At 25.9% G+C, this 20823-nt stretch carries 19 protein-coding genes and 1 other RNA gene; 10 read left to right on the top strand and 10 right to left on the bottom strand.

The features are described 5' to 3' along the window. Positions 1 to 7 precede the first annotated feature (7 nt). Positions 8 to 655: a ribonuclease T gene (rnt, locus tag G4A98_00940; protein ID QIQ41789.1), complete on the top strand. Its 648-nt coding sequence runs from the start codon at positions 8 to 10 to the stop codon at positions 653 to 655. Positions 656 to 812: 157 nt separating this feature from the next. On the opposite strand, the gene grxD is transcribed toward rnt, so the two are convergent. Further along, positions 813 to 1139 carry a Grx4 family monothiol glutaredoxin gene (grxD, locus tag G4A98_00935; GenBank protein QIQ41788.1) on the bottom strand — a complete coding sequence of 109 codons (327 nt, stop codon included), beginning with the start codon at positions 1137 to 1139 and terminating at the stop codon, positions 813 to 815. A 127-nt stretch (positions 1140 to 1266) separates the two neighbouring features. Here grxD and ssrA point away from each other — a divergent pair. Further along, positions 1267 to 1631, top strand: a transfer-messenger RNA (tmRNA) gene (gene ssrA / locus G4A98_00930). A 36-nt stretch (positions 1632 to 1667) separates the two neighbouring features. Here ssrA and G4A98_00925 read toward each other — a convergent pair. Together G4A98_00925 and nadK are read right to left on the bottom strand one after the other, a co-directional pair. Then, complete coding sequence (locus G4A98_00925; protein ID QIQ42165.1) at positions 1668 to 1976, bottom strand: outer membrane protein assembly factor BamE; 309 nt, start codon at positions 1974 to 1976, stop codon at positions 1668 to 1670. A 133-nt stretch (positions 1977 to 2109) separates the two neighbouring features. After that, entirely contained in the window at positions 2110 to 2991 is an 882-nt protein-coding gene (gene nadK / locus G4A98_00920; protein ID QIQ41787.1) for an NAD(+) kinase, read from the bottom strand. Between the two features lie 116 nt (positions 2992 to 3107). Between nadK and G4A98_00915 the strand changes: the two genes are divergently transcribed. Then, positions 3108 to 3635, top strand: a complete 528-nt coding sequence (locus G4A98_00915) for a nucleotide exchange factor GrpE (GenBank protein ID QIQ41786.1) — start codon at positions 3108 to 3110, stop codon at positions 3633 to 3635. A gap of 33 nt (positions 3636 to 3668) precedes the next feature. Here the strand turns inward: G4A98_00915 and ung are convergent, their stop codons facing one another. Continuing rightward, a complete protein-coding gene (ung, locus tag G4A98_00910; GenBank protein ID QIQ41785.1) occupies positions 3669 to 4310 on the bottom strand; it encodes a uracil-DNA glycosylase in 642 nt (213 codons plus the stop codon). Between the two features lie 96 nt (positions 4311 to 4406). Between ung and G4A98_00905 the strand changes: the two genes are divergently transcribed. After that, the gene (locus G4A98_00905) at positions 4407 to 5000 is read left to right on the top strand and encodes a peroxiredoxin C (protein ID QIQ41784.1); all 594 of its coding nucleotides are present in this window, start codon (positions 4407 to 4409) and stop codon (positions 4998 to 5000) included. 119 nt (positions 5001 to 5119) lie between these two features. On the opposite strand, the gene G4A98_00900 is transcribed toward G4A98_00905, so the two are convergent. Next, entirely contained in the window at positions 5120 to 5842 is a 723-nt protein-coding gene (locus G4A98_00900; protein QIQ41783.1) for a DUF2076 domain-containing protein, read from the bottom strand. A 250-nt stretch (positions 5843 to 6092) separates the two neighbouring features. On the opposite strand from G4A98_00900, the gene gyrA reads away from it, so the two are divergent. From gyrA to G4A98_00880, 4 genes are all read left to right on the top strand, one after another. Continuing rightward, a complete protein-coding gene (gene gyrA / locus G4A98_00895; GenBank protein ID QIQ41782.1) occupies positions 6093 to 8594 on the top strand; it encodes a DNA topoisomerase (ATP-hydrolyzing) subunit A in 2502 nt (833 codons plus the stop codon). Positions 8595 to 8687: 93 nt separating this feature from the next. Continuing rightward, the gene (gene nrdA / locus G4A98_00890) at positions 8688 to 10982 is read left to right on the top strand and encodes a ribonucleoside-diphosphate reductase subunit alpha (protein QIQ41781.1); all 2295 of its coding nucleotides are present in this window, start codon (positions 8688 to 8690) and stop codon (positions 10980 to 10982) included. Between the two features lie 68 nt (positions 10983 to 11050). Further along, positions 11051 to 12181 (top strand): ribonucleotide-diphosphate reductase subunit beta, encoded by a 1131-nt coding sequence (nrdB, locus tag G4A98_00885; protein ID QIQ41780.1) that lies wholly within the window; start codon positions 11051 to 11053, stop codon positions 12179 to 12181. Between the two features lies 1 nt (position 12182). Beyond that, positions 12183 to 12446 (top strand): 2Fe-2S iron-sulfur cluster binding domain-containing protein, encoded by a 264-nt coding sequence (locus G4A98_00880; protein QIQ42164.1) that lies wholly within the window; start codon positions 12183 to 12185, stop codon positions 12444 to 12446. A gap of 32 nt (positions 12447 to 12478) precedes the next feature. Here G4A98_00880 and pta read toward each other — a convergent pair whose 3' ends face one another. Beyond that, on the bottom strand, positions 12479 to 14611 hold the full coding sequence (gene pta, locus G4A98_00875; protein ID QIQ41779.1) for a phosphate acetyltransferase: 2133 nt from the start codon (positions 14609 to 14611) through the stop codon (positions 12479 to 12481). 43 nt (positions 14612 to 14654) lie between these two features. Further along, positions 14655 to 15926: an acetate kinase gene (locus G4A98_00870; GenBank protein QIQ41778.1), complete on the bottom strand. Its 1272-nt coding sequence runs from the start codon at positions 15924 to 15926 to the stop codon at positions 14655 to 14657. A gap of 28 nt (positions 15927 to 15954) precedes the next feature. On the opposite strand from G4A98_00870, the gene nadE reads away from it, so the two are divergent. Next, complete coding sequence (gene nadE / locus G4A98_00865) at positions 15955 to 16761, top strand: ammonia-dependent NAD(+) synthetase (protein QIQ41777.1); 807 nt, start codon at positions 15955 to 15957, stop codon at positions 16759 to 16761. 7 nt (positions 16762 to 16768) lie between these two features. Here nadE and G4A98_00860 read toward each other — a convergent pair whose 3' ends face one another. The 3 genes from G4A98_00860 to prfA form a co-directional block, all read right to left on the bottom strand. Next, positions 16769 to 17578 carry a tetratricopeptide repeat-containing protein gene (locus G4A98_00860; GenBank protein QIQ41776.1) on the bottom strand — a complete coding sequence of 270 codons (810 nt, stop codon included), beginning with the start codon at positions 17576 to 17578 and terminating at the stop codon, positions 16769 to 16771. A 164-nt stretch (positions 17579 to 17742) separates the two neighbouring features. Further along, the gene (prmC, locus tag G4A98_00855) at positions 17743 to 18576 is read right to left on the bottom strand and encodes a peptide chain release factor N(5)-glutamine methyltransferase (protein ID QIQ41775.1); all 834 of its coding nucleotides are present in this window, start codon (positions 18574 to 18576) and stop codon (positions 17743 to 17745) included. After that, positions 18573 to 19658: a peptide chain release factor 1 gene (gene prfA, locus G4A98_00850; GenBank protein QIQ41774.1), complete on the bottom strand. Its 1086-nt coding sequence runs from the start codon at positions 19656 to 19658 to the stop codon at positions 18573 to 18575. Before prfA ends, prmC begins: the two co-directional genes overlap by 4 nt. Before the next feature lie 232 nt (positions 19659 to 19890). Here prfA and ispE point away from each other — a divergent pair, with 232 nt between their 5' ends. Next, a complete protein-coding gene (ispE, locus tag G4A98_00845) occupies positions 19891 to 20763 on the top strand; it encodes a 4-(cytidine 5'-diphospho)-2-C-methyl-D-erythritol kinase (protein ID QIQ41773.1) in 873 nt (290 codons plus the stop codon). The last annotated feature ends 60 nt before the right edge of the window (positions 20764 to 20823 follow it).

The raw sequence follows: 20823 nt of genomic DNA, 5'->3' as shown, positions 1-20823 counted from the left end.
GATTTTGATGTCTACAACTCAAGAATTCAATTTATTAAGCAATCGATTTCGAAAATTTTACCCTGTTGTTATCGATATTGAAACAGCTGGATTTAATGCAAATACTGATGCAGTATTAGAAATTGCTATGATAACATTAAAAATGGATAAATTAGGATGGTTGCATAAAGAAAATACATTACATTTTCATATAAAACCATTTAAAGGATCTATAATAAATGCTGAAGCAATAGCTTTTAATAAAATTGATCCATTTAATCCATTACGTGGTGCTATTAGTGAAAAAGTAGCCATTCAATCTATATTAAAAATGGTTCGAAAAGGGATCAAGATAGAAGGATGTAATCGGGGGATTGTTGTAGCACATAATGCTAATTTTGATCATAATTTTTTAATGGCAGCAATTCAAAGAGTCAAAATAAAAAACAATCCCTTTCATCCATTTGTAACATTTGATACAGCAGCATTAAGTGGATTAGTAGTTGGTCAAACAGTATTATCTAAAGCATGTAAAGCTATTGGTTTATCATTTGATAACCAACAAGCTCATTCTGCACTTTATGATACCTTACAAACTGCTGATCTTTTTTGTGAATTAGTAAATCGTTGGAAGCGTTTAGGTGGATGGCCTATTTATTCAGAAAAAAAAATTTAACAGTATAACAAATAATAATATAACTATGTTATATATTAATAATTTTTTAATAAGAAAAAGATATGACATTAGCAATAAAAATGAAACCTTGCTATTTTTATTTAGTGTCATATCTCATTTTTTATATAGATTATTTATATTTATATTGTCTTGAAAATTATATTTTATATTTTTTTACAGCCTTTAATATTAGTTCTTTCAATTGACCATTTTGCAACATTTCAAGTATAATACTACAACCACCAATTAATTCGCCATCTATCCATAATTGAGGAAATGTCGGCCAATTTGCATATTCTGGTAATTTACTTCTAATCTCCGGATTTTCTAAAACATCTATATAAGCAAATTTTTCACCACAAACTGACAGAGCTTTTACTGCTTGCGCAGAAAAACCACAACTAGGAGACTCAGGAGTACCTTTCATATAAATTAAAATAATATTATCTTTAATTTGTTTTTTTATTTTTTTTATAACATTCATATTAATTTCCATTTTTAAAATTTATAATATATATCAATTATTTATATAAAAATTTTCTTAAAACAGTATAAAATAATTAATAGACAAACTTATGTTTTTTTGTAATACTACGTTGTAGAATAAATACGGGGCTGTTTTTGGATTCGACAAAGTTATCAACAAAGTAAAGTGCATGCCGAGGAACGGTTTGCCTCGATAAAAGCCGTAAAAAAATAATTGCAAATAATAAACAAAACTACGCTTTAGCAGCTTAAAAAACTATATAAAGCCCTTCCTTCTCAGCCTTCTCTCTTAGGACGAGAAAACAGGAAGGTCATAAAAAGAGAACAGCGTGAACATCAAGCTTGACGATGACACGGAATTACTTTTCAAGCTATAGACCTAAAATGAGTTTTTCCAAATTAGGTAATGAATCTAACAAAGATAAAACTAAGCATGTAGTACTTTATTCGTAGAAATTTTGGACGCGGGTTCAAATCCCGCCAGCTCCAAAAAAATTTATATATTGTTTAAAAAATTTTATAAAAGCTATGTGATGGTGAATTTTAAAACCTTATTGTCTTTAAAATATAAATTTAACATTTTTTTTTGAAAAAAATCATCATTTTTTGAATCGTATAAACAATAATGATATACATCACTAAAAGAATCAGAAATAATGGGTATTCCAAAAATATAAACTATCTGATTTTTTGTCATACCAAAATAATTTTTATTTAAGATATGCTGATTTAGATGTATCTTTTCTAAAAAATTAAGACTATATTTACTTGGATCTACAGTTGAACAACTAGATAAAAAAATCACTATCAATAGTATTTTGACATAATTATTCATCATAATATCCTATTATAGTTCACATGAAAATCATTAACACTTTTTTATTAGCATCTTATAACTTTTTATATGAATAACAAATATTAAGTATTTAAAAAAATATTTTATTAAATATATAATATCTTATTCTAGATTATTTAAAAAATTTTTTAGACCAACTTAACTTAGAAGTTAAAGTTTTGAAATAATCATAACTTTTAGGATGAATAAGATTTAAATAATAACAACTTCGACGAATAAATACACATTCACCTTTTTTGATTGTTAAAATAATTTGACTATCACAACTTATTTTTAAATTATTCTGCATATTAGAAAATTTTAAACAAATTATACTGTTACTATGAATTACTAAGGGACGAGCAGATAAAGTATGTGGAAACATTGGAACCAATACAATAGCATCTAAAGATGTCGCTATAATTGGCCCGCCAGCTGAAAGGGAGTAACCAGTAGAACCTGTAGGAGTTGAAACAATTAATCCATCTGCACGTTGAGAAAATGAAAATTTATTATCAATATAAACTTCAAATTCTATCATATGAGCTAAATTTTTTGTATGTAAAACGACTTCGTTAATAGCTATGCTAGATTTTGAAATTATTTCTTTTTGGCAAATTTGAGCATCTAACAAAAACCGATTTTCTAATAGATAATTTCCAGATAATACCTCTGATAATTTTTTTAAACCAGTATCGGGATTCAAATCAGCAAGAAAACCCAAATTACCTCGATTAATTCCAATAATTTTAATATTATAAAATGACAAAACACGCGCTGCACATAATAAATTACCATCTCCCCCTATAACTACTGCTAAATCACAAGATTGACCAATTTCAATTAATGTAGCAGTATTAGGATTGTTTAATTTTAATTCTTTAGCAACAGTGTGTTCAATAAAAACTGTATAACCATTTTTTATTAACCACTTATAAAGAGTCTTATGTGTTATTAATGCACTCGCATGACGTGGACGCCCAACAATACCTATACAAGTGAAATGTTGATTCATTACATAAAAACTCCTAAAAAAATAATGTGTATTATATTATAATAGAAAACAGTCTTGAAAGATTAATTATAAAGTTTATAATAGCCTAATTATTAACATTATAAATGGTAACTTTTATGGATAATAAAGAAACAAAAATAAATAAAGAAAATACAATTGATATGATTTCTCTTCAAAATAAAAAAATAGACGATTTAAAATTAGAACTAATTCAGAATCAAAAAAAAATAAACGATATTGAATTGCGAAAATTAGCAAATATAGAAAATATCAAAAAAAATACTAAAGAAAAAATCAAAAAAATAAAACAAACAGAAGTTGAAAGATTTTTAAAAACAATAATTCCAGTAATAGATTCTTTAGAAGACATATTAACCTTGTCTAATACATTACATTTAAAAGATAAACCTTTAATAGAAGGAATTAAACTGACATTACAATCTTTATTGAATATATTATATAAATCAGGAGTGCAAAACGAAGGTCAAAAAAATGAACTTTTTGATCCTAAAATTCACACATTAATTTCAACAGAATCATCCGATAATACACTACCTAATCATATTATTACTACTAAAAAACAGGGATTTACTTTTAATAAAATATTGTTAAGAAAAGCAATGGTCATAGTGGCTAAAAACTAATTTTATTAATATTAAAAAAGTAAGATATTTTTTCTAAATTAAAAACCAATTAATCGGTTTTTTTTTGTTTTGAATCAATATTTTATTAGTCAAAGTAAAATGTTTACATCCAAAAAACCCTCGATATGCTGATAATGGAGAAGGATGAGATGCTTTTAATATATAATGATTTTTTTTATCAATTAAATTACATTTTTTTTTCGCATCGTTACCCCACAATAAAAAAACAATAGAATTTCTATACAGATTAATTGCAGAAATTACTTTATCGGTAAAAATAGTCCATCCTATATTACTATGTGATTTTGGTTTATCTGATTCAACTGTTAAAATAGTATTCAATAAAAAAACGCCTTGATAAGCCCAGTTTTCAAGATATCCATGATTAAATCTATGTTTTTTTTTGAAATCACTATTTAATTCTTTATATATATTCTTTAAAGAAGGTGGTATAGTCAAATCTTTGGGAACAGAAAATGACAAACCATGTGCTTGATTCTTAGAATAATATGGATCTTGTCCAAGAATAACAACTTTGATATCATTAAAATTAGTTAAAACAAAAGCATTAAAGATATCTTTTGCATCTGGATAAATTATTTTATTTAAGCGTTCTTGTCTAAGAAATTTCATTATGTTAATAAAATATCTTTTTTTTTTCTTGAGACAAAACATCTTTCCAAGATAAAATCTTATTCATTTTTCAGTTCCATTTTTAATAAAAATTTAACAATAACTTTCTTTTGCTAGTGTAATATTATAGGAAAAAAAATGGTTCTAGTAACACAAAACGCACCTAATTTCATAGCTCCAGCAATTTTAAAAAATAATCAGATTGTTGAACAATTTGACCTTAAAAAGCATTCTAACGGTCAATCGATTGTGCTATTTTTCTGGCCGATGGATTTTACTTTTGTATGTCCATCTGAAATTATAGAATTTAATATACTCTATTCAGAATTTAAAAAAAGAAATGTAAAAGTCGTAGGAATATCAATTGATAGTGTTTTTGTTCATCAAGCTTGGCAAAACACACTACCTAAAAATGGCGGTATTGGAAAAATAAACTTTCCTATGGTATCTGATATAACACATAGTATTCAAAAATCTTATGGAATTGAACACCCAAATCTTGGTATAGCATTAAGAGCTTCATTTTTAATTGATTCTAATTGGATTATACGTCATCAAGTTGTAAACGATCTTCCATTTGGACGCAATATAGAAGAAATGATACGCATGGTAGATGCTATAGATTTTCATAATAAATTTGGAGAAGTATGCCCTGCTAATTGGAAGAAGGGAGAAAAAGGTATGGAGGCCTCTTCAGAAGGAGCTTCTAAATATTTAAGTAAATACTCTTAATCAAACCTAAAGTCAGCAAAAAAAATATTTTATGCTGGCTTTATTTTTTAATCTCATAGATATATTATGAAGTGTTTTTATAAAAATTTTTATATTTATAGTAATTACAATACATGTTTTTAAATCAAATTATCGTCATCAATATCAATGTCATCTGTATCATAAATATCATTATTTATATTCTCTGAATTTAATTCATTCCCATTAATATGTGATTCATTATATTCATAATTTATTAAATCATTATTAGAATTATGATTTAAAAAATTATCTTCTGCATGTTGGTCTAAAGATGATGTATTAACAGTATCAAATATATCTTCTTCTGGTTTTGTATGACTAAAAACATTCATTAGCATATTACCTAAAATCATACCACCTGCTACACCAGTTGCTGTTTGTAATGCACTACCAAGAAAATTACTACTTTTACTACTATTTGTTGACACTGGAAATGATTGAGTTATTGGTGAACTAGTTATGTTAGAATAATTAGGTGGTGAAGGCTCATTCTTTTTTTTCCATATATTATTATTGGATGCTATTTGAGAGGAAGTATCTTTTTTAAAAAAACTAGATAAAAAACTTGGTTTTTTATCTAATTCCTCTACTTCTAATGCTTTTATTTTTGTTTTTAATTCCTCAATTTTTATGCTCATTTTTTTTATAGCTGTTTCGTGAATCAATATTGTTTGAGTCATATAATAAGAAGAAGCAGGTTGTTTTGTTACTAAATTTTGAATTAAATTATCTGCTTCCATATCTCTTTCGGAAGAATTTAATTCAATATTCTTTAAACGATCAAATAAATTTTTTATTAATTTTTTTTCTTCATCTTTCATAATAATATCTCATTTTATAATCAAATTAATAAACTTTTATAAATCAGTGCGTTTTAACACTTTTAATATGAAATTACAATTTTTTTTATAATAATACTTTCGTGTCAAATAAACAATATAAAAAAATATTTTTTACTATAAAAAATTATCTATCTTAAAGAATCATTTTCTTTATATGCATCTAATAGTTTAATTATGTTATACTTTTCTACTTAATTTGATTGTTTTTAATTAAAGAGATAAAAGTTCTATGAAAGACCCTGCACGAGAAATCATACAGGTCAATATTGAAGAAGAGTTAAAAAGCTCTTATTTAGACTATTCTATGTCTGTAATAGTTGGCCGCGCTTTGCCAGATGTGAGAGATGGTTTAAAACCTGTTCACCGCAGAATACTGTTTGCAATGTATGTGTTAAATAATGATTGGAATAAAGCATACAAAAAATCTGCTCGAGTAGTAGGTGATGTTATAGGAAAATATCATCCACATGGAGATTCTGCTGTATATGACGCTATAGTCCGTATGGCTCAAAAGTTTTCATTACGATATATGCTTATAGATGGTCAAGGAAATTTTGGATCTGTAGATGGAGATTCTGCCGCAGCAATGCGATACACAGAAGTTCGAATGTCTAAAATAGCTCATGAATTATTAAATGACTTAGAAAAAAATACTGTTGAGTTTTTGCCAAACTATGATGGAACTGAATATATACCAGAAATATTGCCGTCAAAAATACCTAATCTGTTAATAAATGGTTCATCAGGTATAGCTGTCGGTATGGCTACAAACATTCCACCTCATAACTTACATGAAGTAATTGATGGATGTTTAGCTTATATTGATAATAATGATATTACTCTACAAGAGCTAATCAAATATATTCCAGGACCAGATTTTCCAACAGCTGGAATAATTAATGGAAAAGCAGGAATCGAAGAAGCATATCGTACAGGAAAAGGAAAAATTTATATTCGTGCACGAAATCAAATTGAAAAAAATACAAAGAATAAAAAAGAATCAATAATATTTAATGAAATACCTTATCAAGTAAATAAATCACGTTTAATTGAAAAAATAGCTGAACTAGTAAAAGATAAAAGAATTGATGGAATTACTGCTTTACGTGATGAATCTGATAAAGATGGTATGAGAATTGTTGTAGAAATTAAAAAAGAAGCAATATCTGAAATCATTTTGAATCAACTGTATTCTTTGACTCAATTACAAGTATCTTTCGGAATTAATATGGTTGCTTTGTCTCAAGGACAACCAAAAACGTTATCTTTAAAAGAAATATTAAAACATTTTTTATCTCATAGACAAGAAATAATTATAAGAAGAAGTATTTTTGAATTAAACAAGATGCGCAATCGTATCCACATTCTTGAAGGATTAAACACTGCCTTAATAAATATTAATATGATTATTGAAATGATTAAAAGTTCAGGAAATTCAATAAACGCAAAAAATTTGATAATTAAAAAAAAGTGGATATCTGATAAAATAAAAGAATCTGATTATTTACAAGCAAAAAATTGTCAATCTAAAAAAACTGGATATTATTTCACTGAACAACAAGTACAAGCAATATTAGATTTACGTTTGCATAAATTAACTAATTTAGAGCAAAAAAAAATTATTATAGAACATAATGATTTAATAAAAAAAACTAAAGAATTACAAGAAATATTAGACAATCCAAGTCGTATGTTTGACGTAATAAAATCAGAATTATTATTAATAAAAGATAGCTTTAGTGATAAAAGAAGAACAGAAATTACTAATAATCATACCGATATTAATCTTGAAGATTTGATTAATCAAGAGGACGTAGTAGTTACATTATCTCATTCAGGATATGTAAAATATCAACCTCTTTCAGATTATAATGCTCAAAGAAGAGGTGGAAAAGGAAAGTCAGCTGCAAAAATAAAAGAAGAAGATTTTATAGAAAGTTTAGTAATAGCAAATACACATGATACTATATTATGCTTTTCTAGTCGAGGTATTCTATATTGGATGAAAGTTTATCAATTACCCGAGTCTAGTAGACATGCAAGAGGAAGACCTATAGTTAATTTATTACCTTTAAGTCCTAAAGAAAGAATTACAGCTATATTACCAGTACATGAATATAAAGATAATCTGAATATTTTTATGACTACCGCGCATGGAATAGTAAAAAAAAGTTCTTTAAATCAATTCAAAAAACCTAGAATTGCAGGAATCATAGCTATTAGTTTACATGCAAATGACGAACTAATTGGAGTATCTTTGACTGATGGTAATAATAACATTATGTTATTTACGCAAAATGGTAAAGTAGTCCAATTTCTAGAAAATAGTGTTCGAACTATGGGCAGAACTGCATCTGGAGTTAGAGGTATTAAAATTAAAAAAAATGATAAAGTTGTCTCTTTAATCGTTCCAAAAAATAGAGGTAGTATTTTAATAGCAACAAAAAATGGGTATGGAAAACGTACAAAAATTACTGATTTTCCTATAAAATCACGTGCTACTCAAGGTGTTATATCTATTAAAATTACAAAAAAAAATGGAAGAATCATCGGAGCAATACAAGTTGTAGAAAAAGATCAAATTATGATGATTACTAATGCAGGAACATTAGTTAGAATTAGAGTTTCGGAAGTAGGAGTATTAGGAAGAAATACACAAGGTGTAATATTAATCAGGACATCGAAAAATGAAAAAGTTGTTGCTTTACAAAAAATTGTAGAACCAATATAAAAAATATATTTATCTACAATAAACACCTAATATTAATTATTAAATAAAAAAAATAAAAATTTTTTGTACTCTTGATAATAAGTTAAATTCATTATGAAAAATAGTCTGTTTGTTACTAAGCGTGATGGAAGAAAAGAAAAAATAAATTTAGATAAAATTCATAAAGTGTTAAATTGGGCATCAGAAGGACTAGATGACGTATCTGTATCACAAGTTGAGTTATGCTCTCGAATTCAATTTTATGATAATATTACTACTATTAATATTCATGAAACTATTATAAAAGCAGCTGCAGATCTTATTTCACAAGATACACCAGACTATCAATATATGGCTGCAAGATTATCTATTTTTCATCTTAGAAAAAAAGCTTATGGTCAATTTGAACCACCTCAACTATATGATCATGTAAAAAACATGGTTGTGTTAGGAAAGTATGATAAAAATCTACTGAAAAACTATTCTCACAAAGAATTTATACAGATGAATTCTTTTATTGATCATTGGAGAGATATGAATTTTTCATATGCAGCTGTAAAACAGTTAGAAGGAAAATATTTAATACAAAATCGTATCAGTGGAAAAATCTATGAAAGTGCACAATTTTTATATATTTTAATATCTGCATGTTTATTTTCTAAATATCCAAAAAATGTTCGAATGAATTATATACATCGTTTTTATAATGCTATCTCTACTTTTAAAATTTCATTACCAACACCAATTATGTCTGGAGTTAGAACTCCTACTCGTCAATTTAGTTCTTGTGTTTTAATTGAGTGTGCTGATAATTTAAATTCTATTAATGCGACAACTAGCTCTATTGTTAAATATGTTTCTCAACGTGCTGGAATTGGTATTAATGCCGGACAAATTCGGGCATTAGGAAGCCCTATTAGAAATGGAGAGGCATTTCATACAGGATGTATACCTTTTTATAAGCATTTTCAAAGCGCTGTCAAATCTTGTTCGCAAGGAGGTGTAAGGGGTGGAGCTGCAACTATTTTTTATCCAATATGGCACTTTGAAGTTGAAAGTTTATTAGTTTTAAAAAATAATAGAGGAATCGAAGATAATAGAGTTCGTCATGTTGATTATGCAATTCAAATTAATAAGCTAATGTATCAAAGAATGTTATTAGGAGATAAAATAACATTATTCAGTCCTTCTGATGTTCCTAACTTATATGAAGCATTTTTTTCTGACCAAAAAAAATTCGAGGAGATATATATTCAATATGAAAACAACAAAAGTATAAGAAAAAAAACAATTAAAGCATTAGAACTATTTTCGTTGATAATGCAAGAAAGAACTTCCACTGGACGTATTTATATACAAAATGTCGATCATTGTAATGCACATAGTTCATTCAACCCTCAATTATCTCCAATAAAACAATCTAATTTATGTCTAGAAATTACATTACCCACTAAGGCATTAAATGATATTTATGATGTTGATGGAGAAATAGCACTTTGCACATTATCGGCTTTCAATTTAGGAAGTATTAAAAATCTCGATGAATTCAAAGAATTATCTATATTATCTGTACGTGCACTAGATGAAATATTAGAATATCAAAATTATCCAATATTAGCAGCTAAAAAATCAGCTATTTCTAGACGTTCTCTAGGAATTGGTGTAATTAATTTTGCGTATTATTTAGCTAAGAACAAAGTACGTTATTCAGATGGAAGTGCAAAAAATTTAACACATAAAACTTTTGAAGCCATGCAATATTATTTATTGGAAGCATCTTGTGAATTAGCAAAAGAAAAAGGAGCATGTTCTTTATTTAATCATACTAATTACTATTTAGGGAAATTACCTATAGATACATACAAAAAAGATATTGACGATATATGTAATGAACCACTGCATTTAGACTGGGATTTATTACGCTGTAAAATAAAAAAATATGGTTTAAGAAATTCAACATTATCTGCTTTAATGCCTTCAGAAACGTCTTCTCAAATATCTAATGCAACAAATGGAATTGAACCACCAAGAGGTTTCATTAGTATTAAAGTGTCAAAAGATGGAATATTACGTCAAGTTGTTCCAGAATATAAAAAATTAAAATCACAATACGAATTACTTTGGGATATACCAAATAATATAGGATATATACAACTAGTTGGTATTATGCAAAAATTTATTGATCAATCTATTTCAGCAAATACTCACTATGATCCAGAAAAATTTTTAAATAAAAAAATTCCTATGAAACAACTTCTCTATGATCTTCTATTGTCTTATAAACTTGGTTTAAAAACATTGTATTATCAAAACACTCGAGATGGTTCTGAAGACCATCAAAATATTATATCTGAATCTTCTGAATCTATAGAAGAAAATATTTGCGAAAGTGGCTCATGTATTATATAAAAATAGAAAATTAAAATATTGTAAAAAACATATACTACAACATTAAATTTATTATTAGGTATAATATTATGTCTTATACGATTTTTTCAAAAAAAAAAAATAATCAACTTAAAGAACCGATGTTTTTTGGACAACCTGTCAATATTGCTAGATACGATCAACAAAAATATAATATTTTTGAACAATTAATTGAAAAACAATTATCGTTTTTTTGGAGACCTGAAGAAATAGATCTCTCTCGAGATAGAATAGATTTTCAAAACTTGCCTGATAATGAAAAACATATTTTTATTAGTAACTTAAAGTATCAAACATTACTTGATTCTATTCAAGGAAGAAGCCCTAATATAGCTTTTCTACCAATTGTTTCTATTCCTGAACTAGAAACATGGATTGAAACATGGTCTTTTTCAGAAACTATTCATTCACGTTCTTACACTCATATAATTAGAAACATTGTTAACTCTCCATCTTTAATATTTGATGATATTATTTCAAACAAACACATTAATGATCGTGCTCAAAACATTTCTATCTATTACGATGAACTAATAAAATTAACTAGTTATTGGCATTTATTAGGAGAAGGTATTCATTTATTAAATGGTAAAAAAATTCACATTAATTTACACTTACTAAAAAAAAGACTATATTTATGCTTAATTAGTGTTAACGTTTTAGAAGCGATTAGATTTTATGTAAGTTTTGCATGTTCATTTGCGTTTGCAGAAAGAGAACTCATGGAAGGAAACGCAAAAATTATAAGATTAATAGCACGTGATGAAGCATTACACCTAACAGGTACTCAACATATTTTAAATATTTTAAGTAATATAAAAAATGATGAAAACATGAATGATATAGTTTTAGAATGTCAAGAAGAAGCTATTAATATATTTCTTTCAGCTTCACAACAAGAAAAAAAATGGGCTGAATATTTATTCCAAAATGGTTCAATGCTCGGATTAAATAAAGATATTCTTTGGCAATACATAGAATATATTACGAATATTCGTATGCATGCAATAGGTTTTAAAATGCCTTTTAAAAAAAAATCTAATCCTATCCCTTGGATTAACGATTGGTTAACTTCTGATAATATACAAACTGCTCCTCAAGAAACGGAAATCAGTTCTTATTTAGTTGGTCAGATTGATTCAGAAGTATCTGATAATGAATTTAAAACATTTAGATTATAAAATGACTCATACTATTATTGAAATAATAAATATTAATAAAAAAATACTTTATAAAAAAAATATCTCGTTATTATTTGTTTTAAAATTAAATAATATTAATATAGAATACCAGTGTCGATCTGGATATTGTGGAATTTGTAGAATTGAGTTAGTCAGGGGAAAAATATTTTATTTAATAAAACAGCCTATAGCTGCTTTATTTAAAGAAAAAGAAATATTCCCGTGTTGTTGTAAACCAAATGGAAATATTGTAATTAAAATTTAAAAAATATATTTTTTATTCTATAAATATATATTTTATTGAGATTGAATTGATGTTAATGCAATAGTATATACAATATCTTCTACTGAAGCACCTCGTGATAAATCATTTACTGGTTTCCTTAATCCTTGTAACATTGGACCAATAGAAACTATTTTTGAAGAACGTTGAACTGCTTTGTAAGCTATATTACCAGAATTTAAATCTGGAAAAATAAATATATTTGCAGCTCCTGAAATGGGTGAATCAGGTGATTTTAATTTAGAAACTTTTTCTGAAACAGCTGCGTCATATTGTATAGGACCATCAATAATTAAATCGGGTCTTTTATTTTTAACAATCCTGGTGGCTTCTTTTACTTTTTCCACTTGATATCCAAATCCAGAACAACCAGTTGAATAAGATAACATAGCAATACGTGGTTCTATTTTAAAAATTTTTGCTGAATCTGCAGATTGAATTGCAATTTCTGCTAGTTCTTCTGCAGTTGGATTAATATTAATAGCACAATCACCATAAATAAATACTTCACTTGGTAACAACATAAAAAAAATAGATGATACCAATGAATTCTGAGCATTAGTTTTAATAATTTGCAATGCTGGACGTATAGTGTCAGAAGTAGTATTTATTGAACCAGAAACTAATCCATCTACTTCATTAGATTCTAATATTAAAGTAGCTAAAACCATATTATTTTCTAATTGTTTTTCGGCAAGAAGTTTATTCATTCCTTTTTCTTTTCGGATTTCTACAAGACGAGAAACATACTGGTGTCTTATTAAGACAGGATCAATTATTTCAATATTTTTATTTAAATAAATACCTTTATCATTTGCAATACTATGAATTTTTTTTGGATCTCCTAATAATACACATTGAGCAATATTGGCATCATCACACATTGAAACAGCTTTTAATATTCGAGTCTCATATGATTCAGGTAATATAATACGTTTATTTCTTTTTTTTGATAATAGCTTTAAAGTATAGAGAAATTCTCTTGGAGAATATGTTATGCCATAATTATAGTATTTCTTAGAAACCATTATAGAAGAGTAACAAAAAAAATTAGAAATATACTTCTGCAATTTTTCAATATATATTATACCTTTTATATTTATATCAAAGTTAAAAACTTGCAATTGAGATACAATCTCAATTGTACTATTTTCTGTACAAAAAATAGAAATAGATTTTTCAATTAATACTTTACATACAGAAATAATATATTTTTTTGATTTTGATACTCCGGTTAATATAACACACTTAATTTTATTAGCATTAAAATTAGAATGAAAATTTAAAATATTAATTAAAACATCTATACGACTAAAAGAAATTATTATCAAGGTATTCAAATAATTTTTATTCAACATATTTAGATAACTTTCATCAAATATCATTATTTCTTCTATCATATAAGTTTTTTTATGAATTAAATTAATACATTTTATATTTAGAAAATTAAAAATATCCATGACATGTATTGTCGTAATTTTTTTATTCCAAGGAATACAAGCTATAATTGTCAAAAAATTTTTTTTAAATACTTCTTTTAGAACAACAACTTCTTTTTTATTTTCTATTTTTTTTAATAATATTAGTTTTTCTATGAGGGTATATTTTTTTTCTATAAAAGGAGAGTTGATGTGATTAAAAATAATCCCTAAAATATTTTTATATTTCTTATATTTTACAAATAAATTTATTTGTTTTTCTTTATTTTTGACATATTCCAAAGAAACATTCTCTAAATTAGATACAAATATCACTTCTGCATTTAAATTTTGCGCAAGATCATAATTAATCTCTTTAGAATCAATACTATGATTATTATTTATACCTTCAATTAAAATAAATTCATATAAAAATTTATTGTTATAACAATTATCTATAATTTTATTTAACAAAAAAAAATATTCAGGAGAATTAAAAAAAACTTTAGAAAAATCTACATGTTCTAATGTATGAACAATTTTTGAAAAATATTTTTTAATAATTAATAATGTATCATCTAAACAATTTTTTATACAAGATAAATATAATATAGGTTGAATAGATTTTTTGTTCAATTTATTCTTATTCAGAAAATAAATCATGCTTAAACTTACTGAAGTTAAACCAACATCTTTATCCAAGGGAATTAACATTATAATGCGTGACATAATTATCCTATTATGACATATCAACATAAAATAATAAAAAAAACTATTTTCTACTAATTATATTACTAGTTTCTTGAGCTATTGCTAATTCTTCGTCTGTTGCAATCACAAAAACTGGACGAGAAGTAGATTCAGTTATTATTCCTGATTTATTTCCTGTAATAGACGAATTAAGTGTTAAATTAATTTTAAAACCTAATAGCGATAATCTAGAAAGAGTTAGCTCTCTAATTAAAGGTACATTTTCACCGATTCCACCAGTAAAAATTACAGCGTCTAAATGATTTTCCATTAAACTCATGTAAGCAGCAATATATTTAGATAAACGATGACAAAAAATATCTACAGATCTTTTAGCATGTTTTTTACAGTTATAATTTTTTTCAAAATATCGAAAATCACTACTAATACCACTTAAACCTAATAATCCTGATTTTTTATTCAAAATTATTTCAATTTCATCAATATTTAAATTAAGTTTTTTATTCATAAAAAAAATAATAGAAGGGTCTAAATCACCACTTCTAGTTCCCATAACTAATCCTTCTAAAGGGGTTAATCCCATTGAAGTATCTACACATATTCCATTACAAATAGCAGAAATAGAAGCTCCGTTTCCTAAGTGACATGTTATAACATTTAACTTTTTAAATTCTTTATTCAAGATAATAGAAATTTTATGCGCAACATAATTATGACTAATACCATGAGCACCATAGCGTCTAATACCATGTTTCTTATAAAAACTATACGGTATAGCATATAGAAAAGAAGTTTCAGGCATATCTTGATAAAAAGATGTATCAAAAACTGCTACATTTTTTCTTGATAAACTAGGATATTTTTTTATAATAGTTTTAATACCAATTAAATTTACTGGATTATGTAATGGAGCAAAAGAGACTGCATCCTGAATACATTGAATAATATTATTATTGATAATAGTTGATTTTTTTATTTTAGCTCCTCCATGTACTACTCTATGCCCTACACCTATTAAATTGTTTAAAATATTTTTTTGATGTGATAACACTTGATCTATAATAAAATTTAATGCATCTTCATGACTAATGTGTGCACCTATTTTTTTCTTGTATTTTACTCCTAAACACTGCCATGTGATGTATGTTTCTGATAAAAATAAACATTCTACCAAACCCGATAAATATTTTTTTTCATTTTTAGGATCTAATATCGCAAATTTTATAGAAGAACTACCACAATTTAATACAAAAATTAAATTATTCAATTTTTTTATCCATTTTTCTATTTTAATAATGTTAAAAAATATATTTAGTATGTAATATGCAAACATTTACAATTTGAAAAAATTAGGAAGATATATGACACTTCAAAATAAAATTATTGAATTACTAGGAGTTAGATCAATAATTATACCGGAAATAGAAATCAAAAACTCTATTAATTTTTTAAAAAAATATTTACTTAATCATATTTATCTGAAATCTTTAATAGTTGGTGTTAGTGGTGGACAAGACTCTACATTAACTGCTAAATTGTGTCAAATAAGTATAGAACAATTAAGAAACGATAAAAAAGATATTAATTATCAATTTATCGCATTACGCCTACCATATGGTGTTCAATCTGATGAAAAAGACTGTCAAGATGCAATTAATTTTATACGTCCAGACCAAGTATTTAACATTAACATAAAACAGTCAGTTTTAAATAGCGAGCAATCTTTAAAAAAATCAGGTATTATTATTTCAGATTATATAAGAGGCAACGAGAAATCTAGAGAAAGAATGAAAGTACAATATAGTGTTGCTGCTGTAAAAAAAGGTCTTGTAGTCGGAACAGGACATGCAGCAGAAAGTATCACTGGATTTTTCACAAAATATGGAGATAATGGAACAGACATAAATCCTATTGCCAAATTAAATAAGCGACAAATTCAATCATTATTAAAACAATTACACTGTCCAAAGCATCTATATCTAAAAAAACCAATGGCAGATTTAGAAGATGATCATCCACAACGAGATGACGAATCTGTTTTGGGTATTACATACAACGTCATTGATTCTTACTTAGAAGGAAAGAAAATAGATCTCAAAAGTCAAGAAATTATTGAAAGATTATATTTGAACACATTGCACAAACGTAATTTGCCAATTACACAATAAATTATTTTTAATGTAAAATAATTTTTTTTTGTTCAATAGAGTGAATTTGAATCTTAATAATTTCACTAATTGGATCTTCAGGACAATGTTCTACAAAATAAATTAAATCTGTTAAGGCAACATGATTGCATTCTAATTGTGCATATATTAGTCCTCTGTCACGAATTTCATATGGATCGTTTGGATCAATGTGTAATAATAAATTAGTAACGTTTAATGCTAACTCCATTTTTTTTTCTTCCATTAATGCAGATTTTAATGTGTCTAACATTTTTCGCATGACAGTAATAGATTCAGATTTGCATAAATCATTTTCATATAATTCTGCTGTTGGGCTAATATTGCCTTTTAACCAAACTTCTAATGTATGTTGATCTAATATCTCTCCATTAAAAGGATTGATAAGCCATTTTTTTTCGTTTATCCAATCTGCTCTTAAAATAAGTTGAGTAGGGAAAACAACAGGATTTAATGGTAATTTTAATTCTTGAGCAATGTGTAAAAAAAGAATGCCCAAAGATACTGCAGTACCTTGTTGTGTTTTCAGTACACTATCAATCCATAGTGTATCTGAAAGTTTGTAAACACCACTCGCACCACCAAAATTCCAGTGAGTATAAAATAATTCTAATAATTTTTCTAATTGTCGATTAGGTTCATTTTCAGATGAAATATAAGATTCAGCTTCTTTTATTCTGCTTTTTAACTCAGATAAAACACAATTTGTAGGAAAATCTTCTCGAATAGCTTGAGAAGCAACAATGATAGATTCAAAAAGTGATAATTTAGAAAAATCAATATTCGAAATAGCTTTCATATTATTAGTAATAGTAATATTTTTTTTAAATTCGTAATAGAAATTTAAATGATATAATTTTTTATATAATTAATGTAATTTATATTAAAATATAACATTTTTTTTTATTATTGTTAATAAAACATTTTTTGTTTTGATAGATTTTCATAAAATATTATGAATTTTTATTTATTATATTTTTTTCCAATTGTTACACGATCATTTCCTCCATAATCTTGATACGATGTTATTTCAAAAAAATTATATTTTTTGAATAAATATTGTACTTCTGTTTTTTGTTTCCATCCATGTTCTATTAATAACCACCCTCCACAAAGTAAATAGTTTTGTGCTTTTTTTATGATATTTGCAATATCTGATAATCCATTATTATCAGATATAAGAGCATCGAACGGTTCAAAAAAAATATCTTTTTTAAAAAATATTATTTCTTTCTCGCTAACATATGGCGGATTACTTACAATAATATTAAATTTTTGGTGTATTTTTGAAAACCAATTACTATAAAAAAAAGTAACGTTTTTAATATTTAACTTATTTGCATTAATTCGAGCTATTGTAAGTGCTTTTTCTGATTTATCAATGCCAATAATATTCCAATGAGAACAGATACTAGCTAAAGCTAGAGAAATAGCTCCACATCCAGTTCCTAAATCAAGAATTGAAATAGAATGACTGTCAATTTTAGATAATACTTGTTCTACTAAAATTTCTGTATCAGGTCTCGGAATAAGAGTATCATATGAAACACATAAAGACAAAGACCAAAATTCTTTTTCTTTTATTATGTAAGCTATAGGCTCCCCTAAAGATCTACGATAAATTAAATACTCTAGATATTCGTATTCTTTTTGAGTCAATTCAATATTATCAGAACTAATAATAAAACTACGTGTACGTTTTGAAACATAACTTAATAAAAATTCTGCTTCATTTTTAGGGTTATCGACATCAGATAATTTTTTAATAGATTCTTGTATCCATTTTTTAATATTCATAGTTCTGATTGAGATAGAGAAGACAGTATATCTGCTTGATATTCTTGAATTATTGGATCAATAAGCCAATTTAATTTTCCTTGTAATACTTCATCTAATTTATAGATAGTAAGATTAATTCTATGATCTGTAATTCTATTTTGTGGAAAATTATATGTCCTATTTCTATCTGATCGTTCGCCGGTTCCTAATAAAATTCTTCTCATAGAAGAATTTTCTTGATGATCTTTTTCTAATTTAGCAGCATAAATACGTGCTGATAAAATAGATAAAGCTTTTGCTTTATTTTTATGTTGTGAGCGTTCATCTTGACATTCTACTACATGACCAGTAGGTATATGAGTGATTCTAATAGCAGAATCAGTAGTATTAACGTGTTGCCCTCCTGCACCAGAAGAACGAAAAGTATCAATTTTCAAATCAGAAGAATTAATTGCTTCTTTTTCAGCTTTAGGAGTTACAGGCATAACAGCAACAGTACAAGTAGACGTATGAATTCTTCCTTGTGATTCTGTTTCTGGTACTCTTTGCACACGATGACCACCTGATTCAAATTTTAATCGACCACATGCGCCTTTCCCTGTAATTTTTAAAATTATTTCCTTGAATCCTCCTTTTTCGCTTTCACTAGCATTCATTATTTCTACTGTCCATGAACAGTATTCAGCGTATCGCAGATACATTCTAAATAATTCACCAGCAAAAATAGAAGATTCATCTCCACCTGTTGCCGACCTAATTTCAATAAAACAACTATGTTTATCATTAGGATCTTCAGGTAATAATAATTGATTAATTTTTTTTTCTAATATTTCTTTTTTATTACTTAAAAAAGATAATTCTTCCTCAGCCATCTTTTGCATTTCGATATCATTTAACAAAATATCATTATTTTTAATATCAACTTCTAATTGTTCCCATTGAATAAAATATTTTATAATTTTAGAAAGTTTTAAATATTCTTTAGATAAACTTTTTAAATGTTCTCGATCTGAAATGATATTTTTCTGAGTAAGCATCACTTCAACTTCTTGATAACGATTTCGTAAAGATTTTAATTTGTTTAAAATGGAACTATTCATGAAATCCTTCTATTAATTAGCATCTTTTAAAAATAATTTTTAATTAATATTAAACAATGTATTATTAATACAATTAAAAACATAAAAAATATTTTTTTGTTTAATAGTTTTTAAAAACTATGAAAATTAAAATATCTATACTGTAATGATTATACTATTTTACATGTTTTCATTGTAATTTTAATAAAAACTAATATAAAAAATATTTTAAAAAAATAAATGACACTTAAAAATGATTTATACATGTCTGTCTCCTGCAAAAATTAATCTATTTTTATATGTAACAAGTATACGTAAAGATGGATATCATAATATACAAACATTATTTCAATTTCTTAATTATGGTGATGAATTAAAAATAATTCCTAATAAAACAGGTAGTATTCAATTATTTACTGAAAAAAAAAATCTTCAAAATGCAAAAAATAGTATTATTATTGCCGCTAAATTGTTAAAAAGGAAAGCACTGTTTGATAATAAACTATCTAATCTTAATTACGGAGCAAAAATACTTTTAAAAAAGAAAATACCTATAGGAAGCGGATTGGGTGGAGGTTCTTCTAATGCTGCAACGACTTTAATAGTTTTAAACAAATTATGGAATACAGAATATACGTTAAAAGAACTAGCTTCATTAGGTCTTGAAATAGGTTCTGATGTACCTGGTTTCATTATAGGAAAAACTGCAATTATTGAAGGAATCGGAGATATATTACATCCTGTTATACAGCAAGAAAAATGGTATCTGGTTGTCTATCCTTATATTAATATTTCAACAAAAAATATGTTTTCTAGTCCATTTTTAATGAACAATACTCCTAAAAAATCGCTGAAAACATTATTAGAACTACCTTTTAGCAATGACTTTGAAAATATAGCAAAAAAAAAATTTATTAAAATAAAAACATTAATTTCAATGTTATCTGCGTACGCACCTTCACGAATGACTGGTACAGGTTCCTGTGTTTTCTCTGAATTTCATAATAAGAAATCCGCACAAAAAATTTTTTCTTTATTACCTAAAAATATGCAAGGGTTTATAGCAAAAAGTGTTAACATTTCACCATTGCATAGAATTTTTTCGAAAAAAAGTATTTGTATATAAATTTATTCATTAAAATATTCATAATAAAACATATTATAATTAAATATATAAAACATTACT

Origin of the sequence: Buchnera aphidicola (Microlophium carnosum), from assembly GCA_011752475.1 — a bacterium.
GTDB classification, from domain to species: domain Bacteria; phylum Pseudomonadota; class Gammaproteobacteria; order Enterobacterales; family Enterobacteriaceae; genus Buchnera; species Buchnera aphidicola_BG.
This window is presented reverse-complemented; position numbering and strand designations above follow the sequence as displayed.

What these genes read in the sequence shown, in the direction of transcription:
- rnt (QIQ41789.1), top strand. Translation starts at nt 8, where the DNA reads ATGTCTACAACTCAAGAATTCAATTTATTAAGCAATCGATTTCGAAAA.
- grxD (QIQ41788.1), bottom strand. Translation starts at nt 1,139, where the DNA reads ATGAATGTTATAAAAAAAATAAAAAAACAAATTAAAGATAATATTATT.
- G4A98_00925 (QIQ42165.1), bottom strand. Translation starts at nt 1,976, where the DNA reads ATGAATAATTATGTCAAAATACTATTGATAGTGATTTTTTTATCTAGT.
- nadK (QIQ41787.1), bottom strand. Translation starts at nt 2,991, where the DNA reads ATGAATCAACATTTCACTTGTATAGGTATTGTTGGGCGTCCACGTCAT.
- G4A98_00915 (QIQ41786.1), top strand. Translation starts at nt 3,108, where the DNA reads ATGGATAATAAAGAAACAAAAATAAATAAAGAAAATACAATTGATATG.
- ung (QIQ41785.1), bottom strand. Translation starts at nt 4,310, where the DNA reads ATGTTTTGTCTCAAGAAAAAAAAAAGATATTTTATTAACATAATGAAA.
- G4A98_00905 (QIQ41784.1), top strand. Translation starts at nt 4,407, where the DNA reads ATGGTTCTAGTAACACAAAACGCACCTAATTTCATAGCTCCAGCAATT.
- G4A98_00900 (QIQ41783.1), bottom strand. Translation starts at nt 5,842, where the DNA reads ATGAAAGATGAAGAAAAAAAATTAATAAAAAATTTATTTGATCGTTTA.
- gyrA (QIQ41782.1), top strand. Translation starts at nt 6,093, where the DNA reads ATGAAAGACCCTGCACGAGAAATCATACAGGTCAATATTGAAGAAGAG.
- nrdA (QIQ41781.1), top strand. Translation starts at nt 8,688, where the DNA reads ATGAAAAATAGTCTGTTTGTTACTAAGCGTGATGGAAGAAAAGAAAAA.
- nrdB (QIQ41780.1), top strand. Translation starts at nt 11,051, where the DNA reads ATGTCTTATACGATTTTTTCAAAAAAAAAAAATAATCAACTTAAAGAA.
- G4A98_00880 (QIQ42164.1), top strand. Translation starts at nt 12,183, where the DNA reads ATGACTCATACTATTATTGAAATAATAAATATTAATAAAAAAATACTT.
- pta (QIQ41779.1), bottom strand. Translation starts at nt 14,611, where the DNA reads ATGTCACGCATTATAATGTTAATTCCCTTGGATAAAGATGTTGGTTTA.
- G4A98_00870 (QIQ41778.1), bottom strand. Translation starts at nt 15,926, where the DNA reads ATGTTTGCATATTACATACTAAATATATTTTTTAACATTATTAAAATA.
- nadE (QIQ41777.1), top strand. Translation starts at nt 15,955, where the DNA reads ATGACACTTCAAAATAAAATTATTGAATTACTAGGAGTTAGATCAATA.
- G4A98_00860 (QIQ41776.1), bottom strand. Translation starts at nt 17,578, where the DNA reads ATGAAAGCTATTTCGAATATTGATTTTTCTAAATTATCACTTTTTGAA.
- prmC (QIQ41775.1), bottom strand. Translation starts at nt 18,576, where the DNA reads ATGAATATTAAAAAATGGATACAAGAATCTATTAAAAAATTATCTGAT.
- prfA (QIQ41774.1), bottom strand. Translation starts at nt 19,658, where the DNA reads ATGAATAGTTCCATTTTAAACAAATTAAAATCTTTACGAAATCGTTAT.
- ispE (QIQ41773.1), top strand. Translation starts at nt 19,891, where the DNA reads ATGATTTATACATGTCTGTCTCCTGCAAAAATTAATCTATTTTTATAT.